This is a genomic window from Ferribacterium limneticum (genome assembly GCF_020510565.1).
Taxonomy (GTDB): domain Bacteria; phylum Pseudomonadota; class Gammaproteobacteria; order Burkholderiales; family Rhodocyclaceae; genus Azonexus; species Azonexus limneticus_B.
This window is the reverse complement of the sequence record NZ_CP075189.1, coordinates 3712581-3731302: the sequence shown is the minus strand read 5'-3', so window position 1 is coordinate 3731302 and position 18722 is coordinate 3712581. Positions and strand designations below refer to the sequence as shown.

General features: G+C 60.9%; 14 protein-coding genes. 1 reads left to right on the top strand and 13 read right to left on the bottom strand.

The genetic code is table 11. The annotated features are described in order from the left end of the window. Position 1 precedes the first annotated feature (1 nt). From KI610_RS17900 to KI610_RS17845, 12 genes are all read right to left on the bottom strand, one after another. Entirely contained in the window at positions 2–568 is a 567-nt protein-coding gene (locus KI610_RS17900; RefSeq protein ID WP_226496301.1) for a response regulator, read from the bottom strand. Then, positions 565–1881, bottom strand: coding sequence for an HD domain-containing phosphohydrolase (locus KI610_RS17895; RefSeq protein ID WP_226496300.1), 1317 nt, complete (start codon positions 1879–1881; stop codon positions 565–567). Before KI610_RS17895 ends, KI610_RS17900 begins: the two co-directional genes overlap by 4 nt. Then, positions 1878–4574, bottom strand: a complete 2697-nt coding sequence (locus KI610_RS17890; RefSeq protein WP_226496299.1) for a PAS domain S-box protein — start codon at positions 4572–4574, stop codon at positions 1878–1880. The genes KI610_RS17895 and KI610_RS17890 overlap by 4 nt, the downstream gene beginning before the upstream one ends. 2 nt (positions 4575–4576) lie before the next feature. After that, a complete protein-coding gene (locus KI610_RS17885; protein ID WP_226496298.1) occupies positions 4577–7498 on the bottom strand; it encodes an EAL domain-containing protein in 2922 nt (973 codons plus the stop codon). A 94-nt stretch (positions 7499–7592) separates the two neighbouring features. Further along, a complete protein-coding gene (locus KI610_RS17880; RefSeq protein ID WP_226496297.1) occupies positions 7593–10856 on the bottom strand; it encodes a PAS domain S-box protein in 3264 nt (1087 codons plus the stop codon). Between the two features lie 10 nt (positions 10857–10866). Beyond that, on the bottom strand, positions 10867–11145 hold the full coding sequence (locus KI610_RS17875) for a type II toxin-antitoxin system HicA family toxin (protein ID WP_226496296.1): 279 nt from the start codon (positions 11143–11145) through the stop codon (positions 10867–10869). 56 nt (positions 11146–11201) lie between these two features. Then, positions 11202–11687, bottom strand: a complete 486-nt coding sequence (locus tag KI610_RS17870; RefSeq protein ID WP_226496295.1) for a phosphatidylglycerophosphatase A family protein — start codon at positions 11685–11687, stop codon at positions 11202–11204. Beyond that, complete coding sequence (gene thiL, locus KI610_RS17865) at positions 11671–12648, bottom strand: thiamine-phosphate kinase (RefSeq protein WP_226496294.1); 978 nt, start codon at positions 12646–12648, stop codon at positions 11671–11673. The genes KI610_RS17870 and thiL overlap by 17 nt, the downstream gene beginning before the upstream one ends. Before the next feature lie 4 nt (positions 12649–12652). Beyond that, positions 12653–13144, bottom strand: a complete 492-nt coding sequence (nusB, locus tag KI610_RS17860) for a transcription antitermination factor NusB (RefSeq protein ID WP_226496293.1) — start codon at positions 13142–13144, stop codon at positions 12653–12655. Next, positions 13141–13614 (bottom strand): 6,7-dimethyl-8-ribityllumazine synthase, encoded by a 474-nt coding sequence (gene ribH / locus KI610_RS17855; RefSeq protein WP_226496292.1) that lies wholly within the window; start codon positions 13612–13614, stop codon positions 13141–13143. Before ribH ends, nusB begins: the two co-directional genes overlap by 4 nt. Before the next feature lie 3 nt (positions 13615–13617). After that, on the bottom strand, positions 13618–14727 hold the full coding sequence (gene ribBA / locus KI610_RS17850) for a bifunctional 3,4-dihydroxy-2-butanone-4-phosphate synthase/GTP cyclohydrolase II (RefSeq protein WP_226496291.1): 1110 nt from the start codon (positions 14725–14727) through the stop codon (positions 13618–13620). Positions 14728–14817: 90 nt separating this feature from the next. Next, positions 14818–15375, bottom strand: a complete 558-nt coding sequence (locus KI610_RS17845; RefSeq protein ID WP_226496290.1) for a YceI family protein — start codon at positions 15373–15375, stop codon at positions 14818–14820. 98 nt (positions 15376–15473) lie between these two features. On the opposite strand from KI610_RS17845, the gene KI610_RS17840 reads away from it, so the two are divergent. Beyond that, positions 15474–16973, top strand: a complete 1500-nt coding sequence (locus KI610_RS17840) for a polyamine aminopropyltransferase (RefSeq protein WP_226496289.1) — start codon at positions 15474–15476, stop codon at positions 16971–16973. On the opposite strand, the gene KI610_RS17835 is transcribed toward KI610_RS17840, so the two are convergent. After that, positions 16970–18721 (bottom strand): putative bifunctional diguanylate cyclase/phosphodiesterase, encoded by a 1752-nt coding sequence (locus KI610_RS17835; RefSeq protein WP_226496288.1) that lies wholly within the window; start codon positions 18719–18721, stop codon positions 16970–16972. The two genes, KI610_RS17840 and KI610_RS17835, sit on opposite strands and share 4 nt — an antisense overlap. Between the last annotated feature and the right edge of the window lies 1 nt (position 18722).

Below are 18722 nucleotides of genomic sequence, written 5' to 3'. Positions count from 1 at the left end.
GTCAGCCTTTGTTTTGAAACTCGGGATCGAGAACGACCGAGCCGTCCGGCCCCCAATTGACTTCGGTGATGCCGGGCTCGATGCGCTCCAGCCGTTCGGCTTCGATTTGTTCGGGCGTGATGTCACCCATTTCGAGACGGACCAGATTGGCCAGCTGGCGGTTTTCCAGCATCAGGTCGCGGTGGGCCAGGGCCTGACCGATGGCCGACATGAGGTCATAGTCGTTCCACGGCTTACCGATGAAACGGTCGATGCCGACTTCATTGACGGCGCGGACGAGGGCGTTGAGATCGGCGTAGCCGGAAAGAATCAGGCGGGCTGCATCGGGCTGGATGGCCTTGGCCGCCTTGAGGAATTCGATGCCATCCATGCCCGGCATGCGGTAGTCGCTCATGAACAGGTCGAACTCTTCGTTCCGTGCGGCCTCCAGCGCGGCCAGCGGCGAATTGAAATCGAAAATTTCAAGGGCGTAGCTCTTCGGGCCGTAGGTACACGGCGCCAGGCGCAGGACTCGTTTGAGGGATTTGAGGATCGATTCCTCGTCATCGACGATCAGGATGCGGCTCATTTTTCCTCCTGGCGAATATAGAGGGTCAGCATTTGCTGTTCCGAGTTTTCCATCTTGACCAGTTGGCCGATGATTTCTGCGGTCAGTGCCGTGCCCTTGGCCAGCAGCAGATAACCGTCACGGTGCATGAGGTCGCGGCTGAGCAGCATTCCCGTCTTCAGGTGCATGGTGCGCAGGGGGATTTCCGTAAAGCCGCTCTTGACGGTTTCGGCGAGCAGGGTTGCGAAGGCGTCAACAACGGCTGGGTCGTAGCGCTTGCCGCGATTTTCGATCAGAAAATTCAGTGCCTCGGCAGGCTTCAGCGGACGCTGGACCAGGGTGCCGATGATCAGCGAGTCATATTCGTTGACCGCTTGCAGGATGCGGCTGCCCTGCGGAATGGCGATGCCGGCCAGGTGGTCGGGGTAACCGCTGCCGTCATAGCTTTCGTGGTGATGGCGGACAAGGATAGCCGCGTCCTTGAATTTGTCGATGCCCATCAGGATGTTCTGGCCAATGACCGGGTGCTTCATGACCAGCGCCCGTTTTTCAGGGGTCAGCGTATTGAAGGGCTTGCCCAATAGCTCGTCGGGCAGGCCGAGCTTGCCGATATCGTGCAGCAGACCGGCCAGCATGATGTTCTGGACCTCGGCATCGGGCAGTTTGAGGCGCTGGGCGACGCTGCGCGCATGCTCCGCCACGCGCCGGCCATGGCCGGAAATCTGGCTGCCGGCCTGACCGCTACGTAGTTCGATCAGCCCGGCAAATACCTGGACGCTGGTCAGAAACGCCTTTTTCAACTCGCTGTGAGTTTGCTCGACAAAACTCAGTGCCTGGCGCAACTCGGCGGTACGGTCGGCGACCTTTTGTTCGAGACTGGCGTTGAGCTCCTTCAATTGATCATTTTGCGCCTGGGTCAGCGAGGAGAGGCGCAGGTTTTCCCGCTTCAGATTCTGGTGTTCGATGGCTTCGGCGACGATGCTGACGATCTCGTTGTCGTCCCACGGTTTCGAGATGTAACGATAGATTTCGCCCTGGTTGATCGCGGCAACGGTCGATGTGATGTCAGCGTAGCCCGTCAGCAGAATGCGCATGACATTGGGCCAGCGAGCACGAACCTCCTTGAGAAAGGTGGCGCCGTCCATTTCCGGCATGCGCATGTCGGAAATGACCAGATCGATTTGTTCTTTCTCGAGTACTTCCAGCCCGGCGGCGCCGCCCTCGGCAATGAAGATGCGATAGCCGTGTGGCCGGAACAGGCGCCGCAGGGCGGAAAGAATGCCCGGCTCGTCATCGACGAAGAGCAGGGTGGGAGGGGCGATCGCCTCGCTCATGATGAAGTCTCCGAAACTTTTGGTTCAGTGTTCTGTTTTTGATTGATGGGCAGTAACAGACGGAAAGTGGTGCCTTGCCCCTCAACGCTTTCAACCTCGATTTGGCCGCCGTGCCGTTTGATGATCCCGTAGGACAGCGAAAGCCCTAGCCCGGTCCCCTTGCCAACCGGCTTGGTTGTAAAGAACGGCTCGAAAATCCGGTTGATGTGCTCCGGCGCGATCCCTTTGCCGGTATCGCTGATTTCGATGCAAATCCTGTCTTCGCCGCGCCGGCTGGTGCGAATGGTGATGCTGCCTTGTGTTTCAATGGCGTGGCCGGCATTGACCAGCAGGTTCATGAAAACCTGGTTGAGTTGCGAAATCAGGCAGAAGACATGGGGAATCTCGCCATATTCCTTGATCACCTTGGCCTTGTACTTCAGCTCGTTCCAGACAATGTTCAGGGTTGAATCGATCCCCTGGTGGAGGTCCGCTTCCTGCCACTCCTGCTCGCCGACGCGCGAGAAATTCTTGAGATCCTGGACGATCTTGCGGACCCGGCCAAGGCCATCCTTCGACTCGGCGAGAAGACTGAAAATGTCTTCCTTGAGGAAGGCGAAATCGTGCTGCTCGAGCAGTCGCCTGATTTCATCTTCGTGGGGGTTGGCTTCGCCCGGCGTGCAGAACAGGGTTTGGTAAGCAGCGATGATGGCTATGAGGTCATGTACGTAGCCATCCAGCGTACCCAGATTGGAGTGAACGAAGCCGATCGGGTTATTCAGTTCGTGGGCTACGCCAGCCGCCAGTTGTCCGATGGAGGCCATTTTTTCCGATTGCATCAACTGGTTGTTGGCTTCTTCAAGGCGCTTGTTGAGTTTTTTCTGCTGACTCAGCGCATCGTCCATCAGCGATTGCTGGGCTTTGCGTTCGGTAATGTCCGTCAGCACCCCATCGTAAAACTCAGGTTTGCCCTCGGCGTCGAGACGAACGATGGTTCGACCAAGCACCCAGACAACCTGGCCTTCGGCTGTGACCAGGCGGTATTCCTGCGCGAAGCGTGGCACCCCTTCGGCGGCGTAGCGCTTTGCTTCCTCCAGCACCCGTGGCTGGTCGTCGGGGTGAATCACATCAAATACGGTGGGCTGCCCCGCGATCAGTTGTTTGGGTGTGTAGCCCCATTGCCGGACATTGTCCGAAATAAAGACCAATGGCCAGCCTTCGGTGCTGCGCGAGCGGAAGCAAACCACCTGGCTCGCATTGACCACCTGCGTAGCAAGGCGCAGCGCGTTTTCGGAACGCTGCCGGCAGACGATCCGCCAGGTCTCGCTGCCGATCAATTGCACCGTTTCGACGTCGAAATCGGTGTAATTCTCCGCTTTGTTGCCGACGCCCGTCATCATGCGGACGGCGCCTTCTGCCATGACCGGAATGCTGAGCAGGCGGATCAGTGCCGAGTGGCCGGGGGGAAGCCCGTGTTTGTTCTCGGCGCTGGCGTAGTCATTGATAATGACAGGCTGTTTTTTACGCGCTGCATCGGCCCAGATGCCCGCTTCTGAAATGGGGTAATGGCTGTCGAAGGCGGCCGTGCAGTAATTCTTCAGCGTGCTGGACGACCAGGCAACCAGTTCGATGGTCACCCCATCGTCATTGACCAGGTGCATGAAGCCAATGACGCTTTGCGTCAGTTCTTCGGCGCGCTCCAGCGCGTATTGCATGAACGCTTTTTCAGGCAGTTCCTCGGCTTTTTTCGGCAACTCCAGCAAGACAGCGGAACAACGGGCCTGCTGGGCAAGTTTGAGCTCGGTCAAGCGACGCTCGGTGACATCGATCGTGATGCCGCCCAGGTCGGCGCTGCCATCGTCGCGGGGAATGATGAACTTGGTGCTTTCAAAGACCCGCCCGTTCCATTCGTCCTCGATTTTTTCCGTGATGCCGGTGGCCAGAATGCGCTCATCGTCGGCGAATACTTTCTGGCCGAATTCGCCAGGAAATGCCTCGGTCGAGATGCGGCCCAGCAACTCTTCAGGTTTGATTCCGAATTGATCCTGAAAGCCTTTGTTGGCTAACAGAATCCGAGAATCAGCTGTCTTGACGTAGGCGCTGCCGGGCAGATGGTCGATAAAACGCTGGAGCATTTTGACCGAGGAGCTCCACTCGGTTTCGGCAAGTACCCAGTTGCTGATGTCTTCGACGATGACGACAAAAAAATCAACCTTCCCGTTAGCCTGGCGGATCGCGCGCGCCGAGATGGCTGTGAAAACAACGGCGCCATCCTTGCCGATAAAGCGTTTTTCCATCGCATAGCCGTCGGATTCACCACGCAGGACGGAATCAAATTTCTTGATGTCCATTTCTGCGTCATCAGGGTGAGTCAGTTCTGACCATGTTTTTTGCATCAGCTCTTCGGTTTTGTAGCCCAAAATCCGACACAGCGACGGGTTCACCGACAGCAAGGTTTTTTCGGGTGATATCGTGGCGATCCCGACCATGGCATAGTCAAAAATAGCCTGGAATCTTGCCTCTTGCTCCATTTCGCGCATCCGGGTGCGCAGCCAGAACAAGACGCACATCGCTGTGAAAAGGAGCAGGGCCCCGGCCACGACCCACTTCTCAAGTGTCCCGTCGGCATCGCCATGGAACTGGGTGCCGACGATGACCACAAAAGCCACCGGCAGGAAGCGCCAGAGAAAAGTGGCTCGCGGGCTAGGGCTCATGCTCACCCTTTGGCAATCCGGAAAGCTTCGCGGATCTGTTCGCGCAGCATGTCGTCATCCCAGGGCTTGGTCAGGAATTTGTAGATGGCACCGCGATTGATTGCCCCCGTCACCGATTCGATATCGGTATAGCCGGTCAGTACGATGCGGATGGTGTCCGGATAGAGCTGGCGAACGCGGGCGAAGAACTCGGTCCCCGACATGTCGGGCATGCGCTGGTCGGAGAGAATGACCTGTACCGGATGCTTGGCCAGATGCTCGAAAGCCGCGGCGGGCGAATTGGCTGTCAGGATGTTGAAGCCTTCCCGGCGCAGCAAACGTGACAGCGAAGTCAGAATATTCGGCTCGTCGTCAACAATAAGCAGCGTCTGCGCCTTTTCGGCTGGCGTGTCGGCGAGCTGCAGGCGCTTTTTGCCGGCCAGCAGTTGCTCGAATTCCGCCGCCGGTAGCGGCCTGCTGAACAGATATCCCTGCATCGCGTCACAGCGTCTGCTCCGCAGGAAGCTGGCCTGCGCTTCGGTTTCAACGCCCTCGGCCAGTACGCTCAGGTTGAGGCTGCGGGCCATGACAATGGCCGCCGAAGCAATCGCCGCGTTGACCGGGTTTTCAGTAATGTCGCGGACAAAGCTCTGGTCGATCTTGATCTTGTCGAAGGGCAGGCGCGAGATATAGGCCAGCGACGAATAACCGGTGCCGAAATCATCGAGCGAAATCTTGATGCCGAGTGTCTTGAGGCTTCGGCACTGGGCGATAGCTTCGTCGATATCGTCGATCAGGGCGCTCTCGGTAATCTCCAGTTCCAGCGCCCCGGCTGGCAGGCCGGTTTCGGCCAGGCACTGGCTGACCAGGCCAGGCAGGTTGGCCTGGCGAAACTGGCGAGACGAGAGGTTCACGGCAATGCGCAGGTTGGCCAGGCCAAGGTCCAGCCACTGCCGGGTTTGCAGGCAGGCGGTACGCAACACCCATTCGCCAATCGGCAGGATAAGCCCGGTTTCTTCGGCGATCGGGATGAACTCGGCCGGGGAGATTGAGCCGAATGCCGGATTGTTCCAACGCAGCAGGGCTTCCATGCCGATCATGTTGCCGCTGTCGAGACTGATCTGAGGCTGGTAGTAAACAGTCAGTTCATTGCGTTGCAGGGCTTGCCGCAAGGCCGCCTCAAGCCCGAGTCGGCGGGCGGCATCGGCATCCATTTCCGGCGAATAGAAACGGAATGTGTTTTGTCCGCTCTTTTTGGTGCGCAGCAGGGCGGCATCGGCGCACTTCATCAGGGCATCGACATCGTTGCCGTTGCGGGGGGCGACGGCAACGCCGATGCAGGCGGTAATGGCGATGGTGTGCTCACCGACCTCGAAGGGAACGGCGATGGCATCGAGCATGCGCTGGGCGAGCGCGATGGTGTCGCGCTCGTGGCTCAGGTTGGCCATCACGAAGCCGAATTCGTTGCCGGAGCGGCGACCGATGGTGTCGCCATCGCGCACCTGCAGATTGAGGCGGCGCGCCACCTCGATCAGTATCGCGTCGCCAACGGGTGGGCCGAGCGTGTCGTTGATGAAGCGGAAGCGGTCGAGGTCGAGCAGGAGGACCGCTGTCTCCCGATTGAAGCGGTGGGCACTGATCAGGGCCTGGCCGAGGCGGTCGGCAAACAGGCTGCGGTTGGGCAGGTTGGTCAGCGGGTCGAAGCTGGACAGGTATTGAATGCGTTCGGCCGCGGCATGGCGCTCCGAAAGATCGCTGAATACGCCGACGTAATTTGTCAGATTCCCTCTTCTGTCGCGTACGGCCGAAATGTTCAGCCATTCGGTCACCAGTTCGCCGTCCTTACGCCGGTTGGTGATCTCGCCCTGCCAGTTGCCGTGCCGGTTGATGGCTTCCCACATGTCGCGATAAAACTCGGGGCCATGCACCCCGGAACGGAGGATGCGGGGGTTTTTGCCAAGCGCTTCGCTGCTGCTGTAGCCGGTCACCTTGGAAAAAGCCTGGTTGGTGAGCAGAATCTCGCTGTTGGCGTCAGTGATGCAGACGCCATCGCTGATGCCGGTAAAGACAACCGATGACAGCCGTTGCTCGGCATCGGCCGTCTTGCGCCGGCTGATGTCGGCCATGGTCCCGAGAACCAGCGCCGCTTTTCCCTGGGCATCGCGGCGCAGTATCCGTCCCCGCGCCTCCATCCACACCCAGTGACCATCAGCATGGCGCATGCGCAATTCTTCGACATGGATTTCGTCACCGTGGCCGGGCTGGTCCTCCATGCTCTGCGCTATCGCGTTGCGGTCTTCCGGGTGAATCAATTCAAGCGTGGCGGCGATGGTCGTCGGCCCTTCTGTCAAGCCGAGGATCCGCGACAGGCTGGGGCTCCACTGGTTGCTGCCGCGTTCGTGATCGTGTTCCCAGATGCCGAAGCCGGAGGTGGCGAGGGCCACCTGCAGGCGGGCATCGAGTTGAGTGTTTTCCGCCACCCGCCGGGCAACTTCCTGCTCAAGCCAGGCCTTTTGCCCGGCCACCATGTCGCGGGCCCGTTTCAGTTCAAGCTGGGCCTTGACGCGGATGCCGAGGATCGCCGGATTGATCGGCTTGGTGATGTAGTCGACGGCGCCTTCGTGGATGCCGCGTTCCTCGTTTTCCGGGTCGTCGAGGGCAGTAACGAATATCACCGGAATGTCGCAGGTTTCGCCATCGGCGCGTAGCGCCCGGAGCACCTCATGGCCATCCATCTCGGGCATCATGACATCGAGCAGGATGAGGTCGGGGTGGGGCGGTAGCCTGGCGTAGCGCAGGGCGACCGGGCCACTGTTGGCAACCCGGACGTCAACGCCGAGGTTGCTGATCATTTCCGAAATGGCGGCGAGGTTGTCCGGCACGTCGTCGACAATAAGCACAATGGGCTTGCCTGGCCCCTGAGTCTTGTTGTCCTGGTGTGTCATGCTTCCCGCTCCCCTCGCATTTCATTCACGAACGCTAGTCTCCCTCGCCAAGCTCGCTCAGACAAGGCATTGCGCACGTTCTCGAGAAATAATTTCAGGCTATCTGTTTTTTTATACTTTCGGTCAGGGCCATTGCGCCATCAAAGTTGAAAATGGCGATTTGCTGGCGCAATTGCTCGCACTCGGCCGGGCAACAACGCTTTAGATCCGTTTTGATCTGATTGAACTGGCGGGTTGCTTCGATATCTCCCGTGCTCAGCAACTTGTACAGCGCATCGATTTGTTTCAGCAGCGCCTGAGCATTGGCTTTTTCTTCCATCTCATCCCGTTGCGGCGTGGCTGTTGTGCGTCGGGCGACATCCGTTGCGGGCAGGTGTTTGGCGAGCAAGGCATAGAGCGCATCGGGATAGACCGGCTTGGCCAGAAAGTCGGTCATTCCGGCCTCGAGGCAGTTTTCCCGGTCGGCGTCAAAGGCGTTTGCCGTCAGTGCGATGATAGGTACCGAGGCCCCGTTTTCCAGGGCGCGAATTTGCCGGGTGGCATCCAGTCCGTTGAGTTCCGGCATCTGGATATCCATCAGGATGAGATCGAAATTTGACTGTTTATACCGGTCGACCGCAAGCAAGCCATTTTCTGCGGTGACGACCTCGAGACCGACGCTGGTCAGTAGTTCAACGGCGATATCACGGTTGATTCGCTCATCCTCGACCACCAGAACGCGTCCTTTCAGTTGCCCCTGTTGCACGCTTTCCGGCACAGGCGCCGCTTCATCCCTGGCCACGCCAAGGCGGGCGGTTATCCAGAAACGACTGCCGACGCCCGGCGTGCTTTCGACGCCGACTTCGCCACCCATCAGTTCGGCGAGGTGGCGGGCAATGGCCAGGCCCAGGCCGGTGCCGCCAAAGCGCCGGGTGGTTGAGCTGTCGAGTTGCTCGAAGGCGTTGAACAGGCGTGCCGTATCTTCGGGACGGATGCCGATGCCGGTATCGCTGACACTGAAGCGGCAGGTCATTTCGTCACCTTCGATGCCCAGCAGTTCGCCGGCGATTGAAATCGAACCGTTTTGCGTGAACTTGACTGCATTGCCGGCAAAATTGAGCAGCACCTGGCGCAGGCGAGTGACGTCGCCAATGGCCCGTTCCGGCAAGGTGCTCGTATCGATGTGCAGGCTCAGTCCCTTGCTGGCGACCCGGTCGCGAATCATCGCGCCAATGTTCTGCAAGACCTCGGCCGGCGCAAAAGCGTAACTTTCGAGCAGTACCTTGCCCGCCTCGATTTTCGACAGATCGAGAATATCGTTGATGATCTGCAACAGATGCTCGGCGGCGGCCGAGACCTTGAGCAGCTTTTCGTGCTGGTCGGGTTGCAGGGGGGTTTGCCTGAGCAGGTAGTTGAGGCCGATGATGGCGTTCATCGGTGTGCGGATTTCATGGCTCATGTTAGCCAGAAATTCCGATTTGGCCCGATTGGCCGAATCGGCCTTTTCCTTGGCGGCAGCCAGTTCGCTCGTGCGCTGCTCGACCTGTTTTTCCAGGTGCCGGCGGTGGGCGTGCAGTTCGGCCTCGGTCTGCCGGCGTTCGGTGATGTCTTCCTTGACCGCGACGTAGTGGGTGACCGCCCCGTTGTTGTCACGCACCGGCGATATGGTGGCCAGTTCGAGATAGTGCGAGCCATCCTTGCGCTGATTGATGAACTCGCCGCGCCAGGCCTTGCCGGCGAGCAGGGTTGGCCACATGTCGCGATAGGTTTCGGGGGGCGTCTCGCCGGACTGGAGAATGCTCGGATTCTGGCCAATGGCCTCGGCTGCCGTGTAGCCGCTGGCCTTGGTAAAAGCCTCGTTGACGAAAATGATTTTGGCCTTGAGGTCGGTGATGACGATGCTCGCCGGGCTTTGCTCGACGGCGGTGGACAGCCGGCGCAAGCCTTCTTCAGCGGTTTGAAGCTGCTGGTTGAGTTCGCGTAGCTGCTTGAGCTGGGCCTTGAGTTTGTGTTCCGCCTGCTTGCGCTGGGTGATGTCCATCGTCATGCCGCCCAGTTGTCGATTGCCGTGGCCGTCATCGACGACGAACTTGGTCGACTCGTAATCCCGGCCGTTGAAACTTTCCTCGATGACAACGGTGCCGCCGTTTTCGATCACTTTCCGGTCGTCGTCGGCAATTTTTTCGCCGAATTCGCCGGGGAACAGTTCCTGGCTGGTCTTACCGATCATGCCGGCCGGATCCATGCCGAGCAGGGTCTGGAATCCGCGGTTGGCCATGAGTACGCGGGAGTCGGCATCCTTGAGGTAAGCCGTACCCGGGATGTGGTCGATGAAACGCTGCAAGGTCAGCAGGGCGTGCTGGTTTTCTTCGCTTTTTTCCTGAAGCTGGCTATCAAAGGCTTTTTGTCGACGTTGGTATTGGAAGAGGAGCAGCGTGGAGCCGGCCGCCACCAGCAGGAAAAGGAGGGCGCGGGTGCTGGCCTGGGTTTTCCAGAGAGCAAATATTTCATCGAGGTCGCGGGCGGCGCCGATAACCAGTGACGAGGTCATGCGCAGGCCCTCGGGTTGCAGGGTACGCATCGACACCAGGCGCTCCCTGCCGAGTGCGTACGACACGCCGGTCATCAGGCTGGCGGTCTGGCCGCTGGCCATGTGGCGCTGGAAAAATGAGCCGGGAACGTTCAAGGAGACCCCGGTGATCGTTTTTGCTTGCTCGGGTACGAGAGCCAGCATCTTGCCTCCGCCATGCACCACAAAAAGGGTGGTTTCGCGGCCGGCATGGATGGAGTGGAGCAAGCTGCCAATGTTCTCGTTATCGATGGTGGCGGTGACGATGCCGGCGAACTCACCGCTCGGTCCCTTGACCATGCGCGCCAGCATCATCGTGTAGGCGCCCAGCGTCGTGACAAAGGGTTCGCTGAGGTAGAGCTTGTTCGGGTCCGGATTTTTCAGGACGGTCTGGAAGTATTCACGCTGGGCAAAGTTTTGCCCGACCAGCTGGCTCCGGTTGCTGGCCTGCACGGTGCCGCTGGCATCGAAATAGGCCAGTGTGCGCACCCCCGCCAGGGCCTGGGTCAGCATGCCCAGTTCGTGGGTGACGATGGCCAACCCGTCCTGGTGGGTGAGTTGCACGGGCAAGGTGTCACGGAGCTTGTCGACGACCACGCTCATCGACTTTAGTCGGCGTTCCAGTTCCTCGGCGACGACCAGGCTGTGGTTCTCGAGCCGCTCCCTGGCTTCTGCCTCGATCCGGCCGTAGGCCTGGATCTGGTCGAAGGCGATTTGCGCCCCGAGCAGAAGCAGGCCGATGCTCAGCGCTATCCATTGCAGGCGATAGGCCCGCCGCCGCATCCGGGCGTTCGAAATATCGACGCTCATCGCGATTGGCTCAAGCCTCTCCCGCCTCGTAGGCGGATAGCGTTACCCCGGCATGGCTGAGCATCTCGCGGATCGATTTGATGTCCGTCCGGCTGCAGGTATTGCTGTTGTGTGGGTGATGCAGGAAGGCTTCAACCTTGTTGAGCGTGATCTTGTAGCGGGCGCCGTGCGCCGGTTCGATCTCGGCGCCGAGGTGGTTGAGCAGCGATTCGATCTCGCGCCAATGAATGTTGGCCGACGGTGGGTCCTGAAAGATGCTGCGCATCAGGTGGGCATGCTTGTGACTCATGGCGAATCTCCGAGCAGGTTATGCCGGCTATTCTATGCCTGTGCGGTGTTGCCGTGTCAGGCGAAAACGATCTTGAGCAGGGCCAGGCAGAGCAAAGTGTAGCCGGCCGCGACAAGGTCGTCGGCCATGACGCCGAAGCCGTTTTTGACGTGCTCGTCAAAATAGCGGGCCGGCTGCGGCTTGGTGATGTCGAAATAGCGGAAAAGCGCGAAGGCGGCCAGTTGCCAGAGGAAAGTGGCTGGCGTCATCATGAGGATGAGCCAGAAAGGCACGATCTCGTCCCAGACGATGCTGCCGTGGTCCGGATCGCCGATGGCGCGGCCGGTGACGTCGATGAACCAGATGCCGCCGAGGTATGCCACGGTCAACAGGAAAAACAGGCCAAAATCGGAAAAATGGTGGTGGAAGAGGGCGAACGTTGCCCACGCGAACAGCGTGCCGAAGGTGCCTGGTGCTTTCGGAGCTAGCCCGCTGCCACAGCCCAGCGCGAAGAAATGCGCCGGGTGGGCGATCAGGAAATTGAGGTCAGGTCGCTTGGCCAAAGTGGTCGTATCCCTTGCTGCCGAATTCGACGGGCTTGCCGTCCGGGTCGAGGACGGTGACCTCGCCGCTCGGCCCGGCCACCATTTCGCCGATGTTCCAGAGCGGCAGTTCGAGTGTCGCGGCGATCTGCGCGATGGCCAGGCTTTGCGTCCCTGGTGCGGTGAAGCACAGCTCGTAATCGTCGCCGCCGGTCAGCTGGCATTCGAGAGCGATGCGCCGAAGGTCGGCGTCGTAGCTCTCGCCCTTGGGCAAATGCGGCAACTGGACGAGCTTGACGGCGGCGGCGCAGCCCGAGCGTTCGGCGATGTGGCCGAGGTCGGCGAGCAGGCCGTCGGAAACGTCGATGGCGGAAGAGGCGATGCCGTTCAGGGCAAGACCGAGGGCGACGCGCGGCCGGGGCTTTTCGAGGGCGCCGACGCACAGGCGCGGCCAAGGCTCGGGCAGTTTGACCTTGTCCTGCAGGTGGGCGAGGCCAAGGCTGGCCAGGCCGGGGCGGCCGGAAACCCAGATCTGGTCGCCAATCTTTGCGCCATCACGGCGCAGGGCGCAGCCCGGTTCGACTTCGCCGATGGCCGTAATGCAGACGTTGAGCGGGCCTTTGGTGGTGTCGCCGCCGATGACATCGACGCCGTACTCTGCCGCACAGGCAAAAAAGCCTTCGGCGAAGGCGGCGATCCACGCTTCGTCGACCGCCGGCAGGGCGCCGGCCAGCGTCACCCAGCGCGGCTGGGCGCCCATTGCGGCGAGGTCGGACAGATTGACCGCCAAGGCTTTCCAGCCGAGGTTCTTGGGATTGGTATCGGGCAGAAAATGCGTGCCGGCGACCAGCATGTCGGTGGTTACCGCGAGTTGCTTGCCGGGCGTCGGTGCGATCAGCGCGCAGTCGTCACCGGGGCCGAGGACGGCCGACGGGGTGGGCCGGGCGAAATACTTGTTGATCAGGTCAAACTCGCCCGGCATCAAACTATTTGCTGCCCTGCTTGCGCGCGGCAACCTCGTCGGCGCGAACGACGGCGGCGATCTTGTCGAGCACGCCATTGACGTACTTGTGGCCGTCGGTGCCGCCGAAAGATTTGGCCAGCTCGATAGCCTCGTTGATGATGACGCGGTAGGGCGTTTCGGGATGGTTGTTCATCTCGAAGGCGCCCATCATCAGGACGCAGGCTTCAATCGGCGAGAGTTCGCTGAACGGCCGGTCGAGGTGCGCCGTTACTTGCGAAACCAGCGCCTCGCGCTGACCGATGATGCCGCGCAGACTGCCAACAAAGAATTCACGGTCGGCCTTGGCGAAGCCTTCCATTTCCGGGGCGTAGGCTTCGATGGCGGCTTCATCGGCACCACCGACGCGCCACTGGTAGAGGCCTTGCAGGATGAATTCGCGGGAGCGGCGACGGGCCGACTTGGGCGGCGCCTTGACGTCGTGGGGGTGTTCGCTGTCGCTGAGGAAAGTGGTCATTGGAGCAGGGCTTTCTGAAGGTTGGCCATTTCGACGGCAGCCTGGGCGCAGTCGCTGCCCTTTGGCTGGGTGCGGATTTCGGCCTGTTCGTCGGTGTCGCAGGTCAGGATGCCGTTGGCGATGGGTACGCCGGTGTCGAGCTGGACTTCCATGATGGCGCGGCAGGAATCGTTGGAAACGACTTCGAAATGGTAAGTGTCGCCGCGGATGACGGCGCCCAGGGCGACCAGCGCGTCGAAGCTGCCGCTTTGCGCCATGGTTTGCAGGACGAGCGGGATTTCCAAGGCGCCGGGGACGTTGGCGATGGTCATGTCGGCATCGGCGACGCCGAGGCGCTTGAGTTCGGTGACGCACGACGAAAGCAGGGCTTCGCAGACTGGCAGGTTGAAGCGGCTCATGACGATGCCGACCTTGAGGCCGGCGCCGTCGAGGTTGTTGTCGTATTCAAAGATGTTGTCGAAACGGGACATGGCTTACAACTCCGCGGGTGTCGTGACGAAACCGGTGACTTCGAGGCCAAAGCCGGTCATGGAGGGCATCTTGCGCGGGCTGGAGAGCAGGCGCATCTTGGAAACGCCGACATCGCGCAGGATCTGGGCGCCGATGCCGTAGGTGCGCGGGTCCCATTTGACCGGGCCGCTCGGGGCGGTGCCGGTCAGGCGCGAGAGGATGGCTTCGCCGTCTTCCGGGCGGTGCATGAGGACGATGACACCGTGGCCGAACTTGGCCATGGCCGACTGGGCTTCCTCGATGGAGAAGGACTGGCGCTTGCTGGCCGGGTCGAGGAAGTCGAGGACGGAGAGCGGTTCATGGACGCGAACCAGCGTTTCGTCGCCGGCCGGAATGCTGCCCTTGACCAGTGCCAGATGGGTCGCGCCACTGGCTTGGTCGACGTAGGCGTGCATGGTGAAATCGCCGTGGGCGGTGCTGATGGTCTTGCTCGTGACGCGCTTGACCAGGGTTTCCGAGGCGGCGCGGTAGTGGATGAGGTCGGCGATGGTGCCGATCTTCAGGCCATGTTCCTTGGCGAATTCCATGAGCTCCGGCAGGCGGGCCATGGTGCCGTCGTCGTTCATGATCTCGCAGATCACCGAGGACGGCTCGAGACCGGCCATGCCGGCCAGGTCGCAGCCGGCTTCAGTATGGCCGGCGCGGACCAGCACGCCGCCTTCGCGGGCGGTGATCGGGAAGACGTGGCCGGGCTGGACGATGTCGTCGATGGTCGTGTTCTTGGCGACGGCGACCTGGATGGTGCGCGCCCGGTCGGCGGCCGAGATGCCGGTGGTGACACCTTCGGCCGCTTCGATCGAAACGGTGAAGGCAGTGCCGTACTGGGTCTTGTTGTTCTTGGCCATCTGGACGAGGCCAAGCTTCTTGCAGCGGGCTTCGGTCAGCGTCAGGCAGACCAGACCACGGCCGAATTTGGCCATGAAATTGATCGCGTCGGGCGTGATGTGTTCGGCGGCCATGACGAGGTCGCCCTCGTTTTCGCGGTCTTCTTCATCGACCAGGATGACCATGCGACCGGCCTTGAGTTCGGTGACGATCTCGGCGGTGCTGGCGATGGCGGGATGGGGTGGCATTGGGGTGTCCGGGAACAGCAAAAGGGGGGTGCTATTTTCGCAGAAACAGGGGATCAGCACATGACTTTAGTGCCTTGGCGCCGACAGGATTCAGGGCAGATAGGCTTCGACCTGGACGCGCAGGCGGACTTCGTCGCCGATGAAGGGGATGCCGTTGTTCAGGCCGAATTCCGAACGACGCAACACGCCGATGGCGTCGGCTCCGCAGCCGCGCAGGCGGCTGGCCAGATTGAGGCCGCATTTGAAGCGGCTGACTTCGAGGCGCAGCGGCCGGCTTTCACCGAGCATGACGAGGACGCCGTCGACGGCGCTGAGTTTTTCTTCGGTGAAAATGAGTTTCTGGCTGCGAAAGAAAATGTAGGGAAAGTCCTTGGCCTTGAACCAGTCGTCGCCGCGCAGCACGTCGTCGCGCAATTCAAAACCGGTGTCGAGCGAGGCGGTTTCGATGCTGATGTCGATGCGGCCGGTTTTCGTCTCGGCGTCGAATTCGACGACGCCGCTGCTCCGGTTGAACTGGCCGCGCTGCGTCGAAAAGCCGAGATGATCGATCTCGAAGCTGGCGTAGGTGTGCGCCGGGTCGATGGTGTATTCGGCGGCCTGGGCCAGGGGCAGGCAGGCGGCGAAAAGCAGGGCGGGGAGGATTCTCACGGTCAACCGGAAAAAAAGGCCAAAAATGAAATGGCGATGGCGGTCTGACCGTGTGGGGTAGAAGCCGTTCCCCTCAATTCGCGGTAGCATCGCTGCCCATGCGGCATGCCCTCCTTTTCTCCGTCTTCGTCATCGCTTCCTGCGGGCTGGCCTACGAGCTGATCGCCGGCGCCCTGTCGTCCTACCTGCTCGGCGACTCGGTGACGCAGTTCTCGACGGTGATCGGCACCTACCTGTTCGCCATGGGCGCCGGGTCGTGGCTGTCGAAATACATTACGCGCGACCTGATCGGGCGCTTCATCCAGATCGAACTCATGGTAGGCCTGCTCGGCGGCTTTTCGGCCATCGGGCTGTTCCTCGTTTTCACCTGGCTGGGCGGGCCGTTCAAACTGGTGCTCTACCTCGCCGTGTTCGGCGTCGGCGTGCTGGTAGGCCTCGAAATCCCCCTGGTCATGCGCATCCTGAAGCGTGAACTGGCCTTCAAGGACCTCGTGTCGCAAGTGCTCACTTTCGATTATCTCGGCGCGCTGGCGGTCTCCATCCTCTTCCCGCTGGTACTGGCGCCGCAGATCGGCATGGTCCGGACGGGCCTGCTGTTTGGCGTGCTCAACGTCGCCGTGGCGCTCTGGGCACTGCATCTGTTCCGCGATCAACTGCCATCGCGGCGTTGGCTTGCTGTGCAAAGCTGGACGGTCTTCGGCCTGCTCGCCGCCGGTTTCGCCGGGGCCGGGCAACTGACGACCATTGCCGAAACCCACCTCTACGCCGACGACATCATCCACGCCGAAACGACGCCCTACCAGCGCCTCGTCGTCACGCGCTGGCGCGACGATCTGCGGCTGTTCATCAACGGCAACCTGCAGTTTTCCTCGCACGATGAATACCGTTACCACGAGGCGCTGGTCCATCCCGGTCTGGCCAGCCTGCCGGGGGCGAAGCGGGTTTTGGTGCTCGGTGGCGGCGATGGCCTGGCCGTCCGTGAAATCCTCAAGTACCCGAATGTCGAGTCGGTAACCCTGGTCGATCTCGACCCGGCGATGACCGATCTGTTCTCAAAGGCACCTGCCCTCGTCGCGCTCAATCAGGGCGCGCTGAGTTCGCCCAAGGTCACGGTAGTCAACGCCGACGCCCTGCAGTGGCTGGAGGAAAGCCGCGAGTACTTCGACTTCGTCGTCATCGATTTTCCCGACCCGGCCAATTACGCGCTGGGCAAGCTGTACACGTCGGCCTTCTACCGCCTGCTCGAAAAACGCCTGTCGGCGCGCGGCCTGATCGTCGTCCAGTCGACCTCGCCGCTTTTCGCTCGGCAATCCTACTGGTGCGTCGTGACGACGCTGGAAAGTGTGGGTTTCAAGACGGCGCCGTACCACGCGCTGGTCCCGTCCTTCGGTGAATGGGGCTACATCATCGCCGGCCGGCAGGAATTTTCGATTCCCACGGTCGACCGGAAAAAAACGCGATTTTTGACATCCGAAATCCTCCCCGGCCTGTTCGAATTCCCGGCCGACATGGCGCGCCTGCCGGCCGAGGTCAATCAGTTGAACAATCAGGTATTGGTGCGAACTTTCGAAGACGAGTGGCGCAAGGTCATCCGTTAGCGCCGCTCAGTGGCGAGGTGGGCCTTGAGGTAAGCCACCGTATCGTCGAAAGGCATCGGCCGGCTGAACAGGTAGCCTTGCAGGAAATCGCAGCCCAGCCCGGAGAGAAAGTCGCGCTGGGCTTCGGTTTCGACACCCTCGGCGACCAGCTCGAGACCCAAGCTGTGGCCCAGGGCGATGGTCGCGGTACAGATGGCCGCGTCGTTGACGTCGGTCTCGATGTCCTTGACGAACGAGCGGTCGAGCTTGAGCCGCTTTATTGGCAGGTGCTTGAGGTAAGCCAGCGAGGAGTAGCCGGTGCCGAAATCGTCGATGGCCAGCACGATGCCCATGGCGGCCAGCTGGTCGAGGATGGACAGCGTCATCTCCGGGTTTTCCATGGCCGTGCTCTCGGTTACCTCAAGCTCGATGTCCTCGGGCAGCAGGTCGTAGCAGGCCAGCGCGCCACGGACGAGGAGCAGCAGGTTTTCATGGCGCAACTGCTGGGCCGAGATGTTGATGGCGACGCGGATGCCGTCGATGCCATGCTTTTTCATGACGCGGATGAGCCGGCAGGTTTCCCAGATCACCCAGTCGCCGAGCGGCTGGATCAGGCCGGTTTCTTCGGCGATGCAGATGAAGCGCAGCGGTGATACCGACCCGAATTTTGCATTGTTCCAGCGCAGCAGGGCCTCGACGCCGAGGACCCGACCGCTGACCGTTTCGATCTGCGGCTGGAAGTGCAGCGAAAACTCGCTGCTCGCCGGTGAAATGGCGGCAATCGCCTGGCGCAGCTCGTTTTCCATCGCCAGACGCTCGCCCGCCGCCTCGTTCATCCGGGCCGTGTAAAACTGGTGATTGTTGCGACCAGCACTTTTCGCGTGGTACATCGCCGTATCGGCGTTGCGCAACAGGGTGCCGGGATCGCCGCCGTCGATCGGATAGAGGCTGATGCCGATACTCGGCGTGGCGTAGAGCACGTGATCGGCGATCCGGTAGCTGTCGGCCAGGTTGCTCTGAATCTTGCTGGCGACGCGGGCGGCGGTCAGCGGTGATTCGATGTCGGGCAGAACGACGACGAATTCGTCGCCGCCGATGCGTGCCACGAGATCGCTGGCCCGCACGCATTCACGCAGGCGCAGCGCGACATTCTGCAGCAACTGGTCGCCGACATGATGGCCCAGCGTGTCGTTGATGTTCTTGAAATTGTCGAGGTCGATCAACATCAGCGCCAGCTGCTTGCCCTCTCGCTCGCAACTGCGCAGCGATTGCGCCAGTTGCGACTCGAAGGCCAGCCGGTTGGGCAGATTGGTCAGCGGGTCGTGATAAGCCAGGTAGGCCAGACGGTCGGCAACCTCGTGGCTGGCGTCGATCTCGGTGTAATTGGCGACATGGTTGCGGACGCTGCCATCGGCGTTGCGCAATACCGAAATCTTGAGGAGGCGCGGATAGTTGGCGCCATCCTTCTGCTTGTTCCAGATCTCGCCTTCCCAGTAATCCTGCGTGTCCAGCGCCTGCCACATGGCCGCATAAAAGTCAGGGGAGGCCCGGCCGGAGGACAAAATGCGCGGATTCTGCCCGATCAGCTCTGCAAGCGAATAACCACTCAGTCGGGACAGGGCGCCGTTAGCCGCAACAATCAGATTCTGGCCATCAGTCACCAGCATGCCTTCATCGCTCTGCTCGAAGGCACACAGAAAGACCTTCCCGGACAGGAGATCCTTGTCCGGTGGGGGCAGGCTGCTCGCTACTGCGTTGGCGCTGGTCATA

Coding starts and splice junctions, on each gene's coding strand:
- KI610_RS17900 (WP_226496301.1), bottom strand. CDS start 568: ATGAGCCGCATCCTGATCGTCGATGACGAGGAATCGATCCTCAAATCC.
- KI610_RS17895 (WP_226496300.1), bottom strand. CDS start 1,881: ATGAGCGAGGCGATCGCCCCTCCCACCCTGCTCTTCGTCGATGACGAG.
- KI610_RS17890 (WP_226496299.1), bottom strand. CDS start 4,574: ATGAGCCCTAGCCCGCGAGCCACTTTTCTCTGGCGCTTCCTGCCGGTG.
- KI610_RS17885 (WP_226496298.1), bottom strand. CDS start 7,498: ATGACACACCAGGACAACAAGACTCAGGGGCCAGGCAAGCCCATTGTG.
- KI610_RS17880 (WP_226496297.1), bottom strand. CDS start 10,856: ATGAGCGTCGATATTTCGAACGCCCGGATGCGGCGGCGGGCCTATCGC.
- KI610_RS17875 (WP_226496296.1), bottom strand. CDS start 11,145: ATGAGTCACAAGCATGCCCACCTGATGCGCAGCATCTTTCAGGACCCA.
- thiL (WP_226496294.1), bottom strand. CDS start 12,648: ATGCCGGGCGAGTTTGACCTGATCAACAAGTATTTCGCCCGGCCCACC.
- nusB (WP_226496293.1), bottom strand. CDS start 13,144: ATGACCACTTTCCTCAGCGACAGCGAACACCCCCACGACGTCAAGGCG.
- ribH (WP_226496292.1), bottom strand. CDS start 13,614: ATGTCCCGTTTCGACAACATCTTTGAATACGACAACAACCTCGACGGC.
- ribBA (WP_226496291.1), bottom strand. CDS start 14,727: ATGCCACCCCATCCCGCCATCGCCAGCACCGCCGAGATCGTCACCGAA.
- KI610_RS17840 (WP_226496289.1), top strand. CDS start 15,474: ATGCGGCATGCCCTCCTTTTCTCCGTCTTCGTCATCGCTTCCTGCGGG.
- KI610_RS17835 (WP_226496288.1), bottom strand. CDS start 18,721: ATGACCAGCGCCAACGCAGTAGCGAGCAGCCTGCCCCCACCGGACAAG.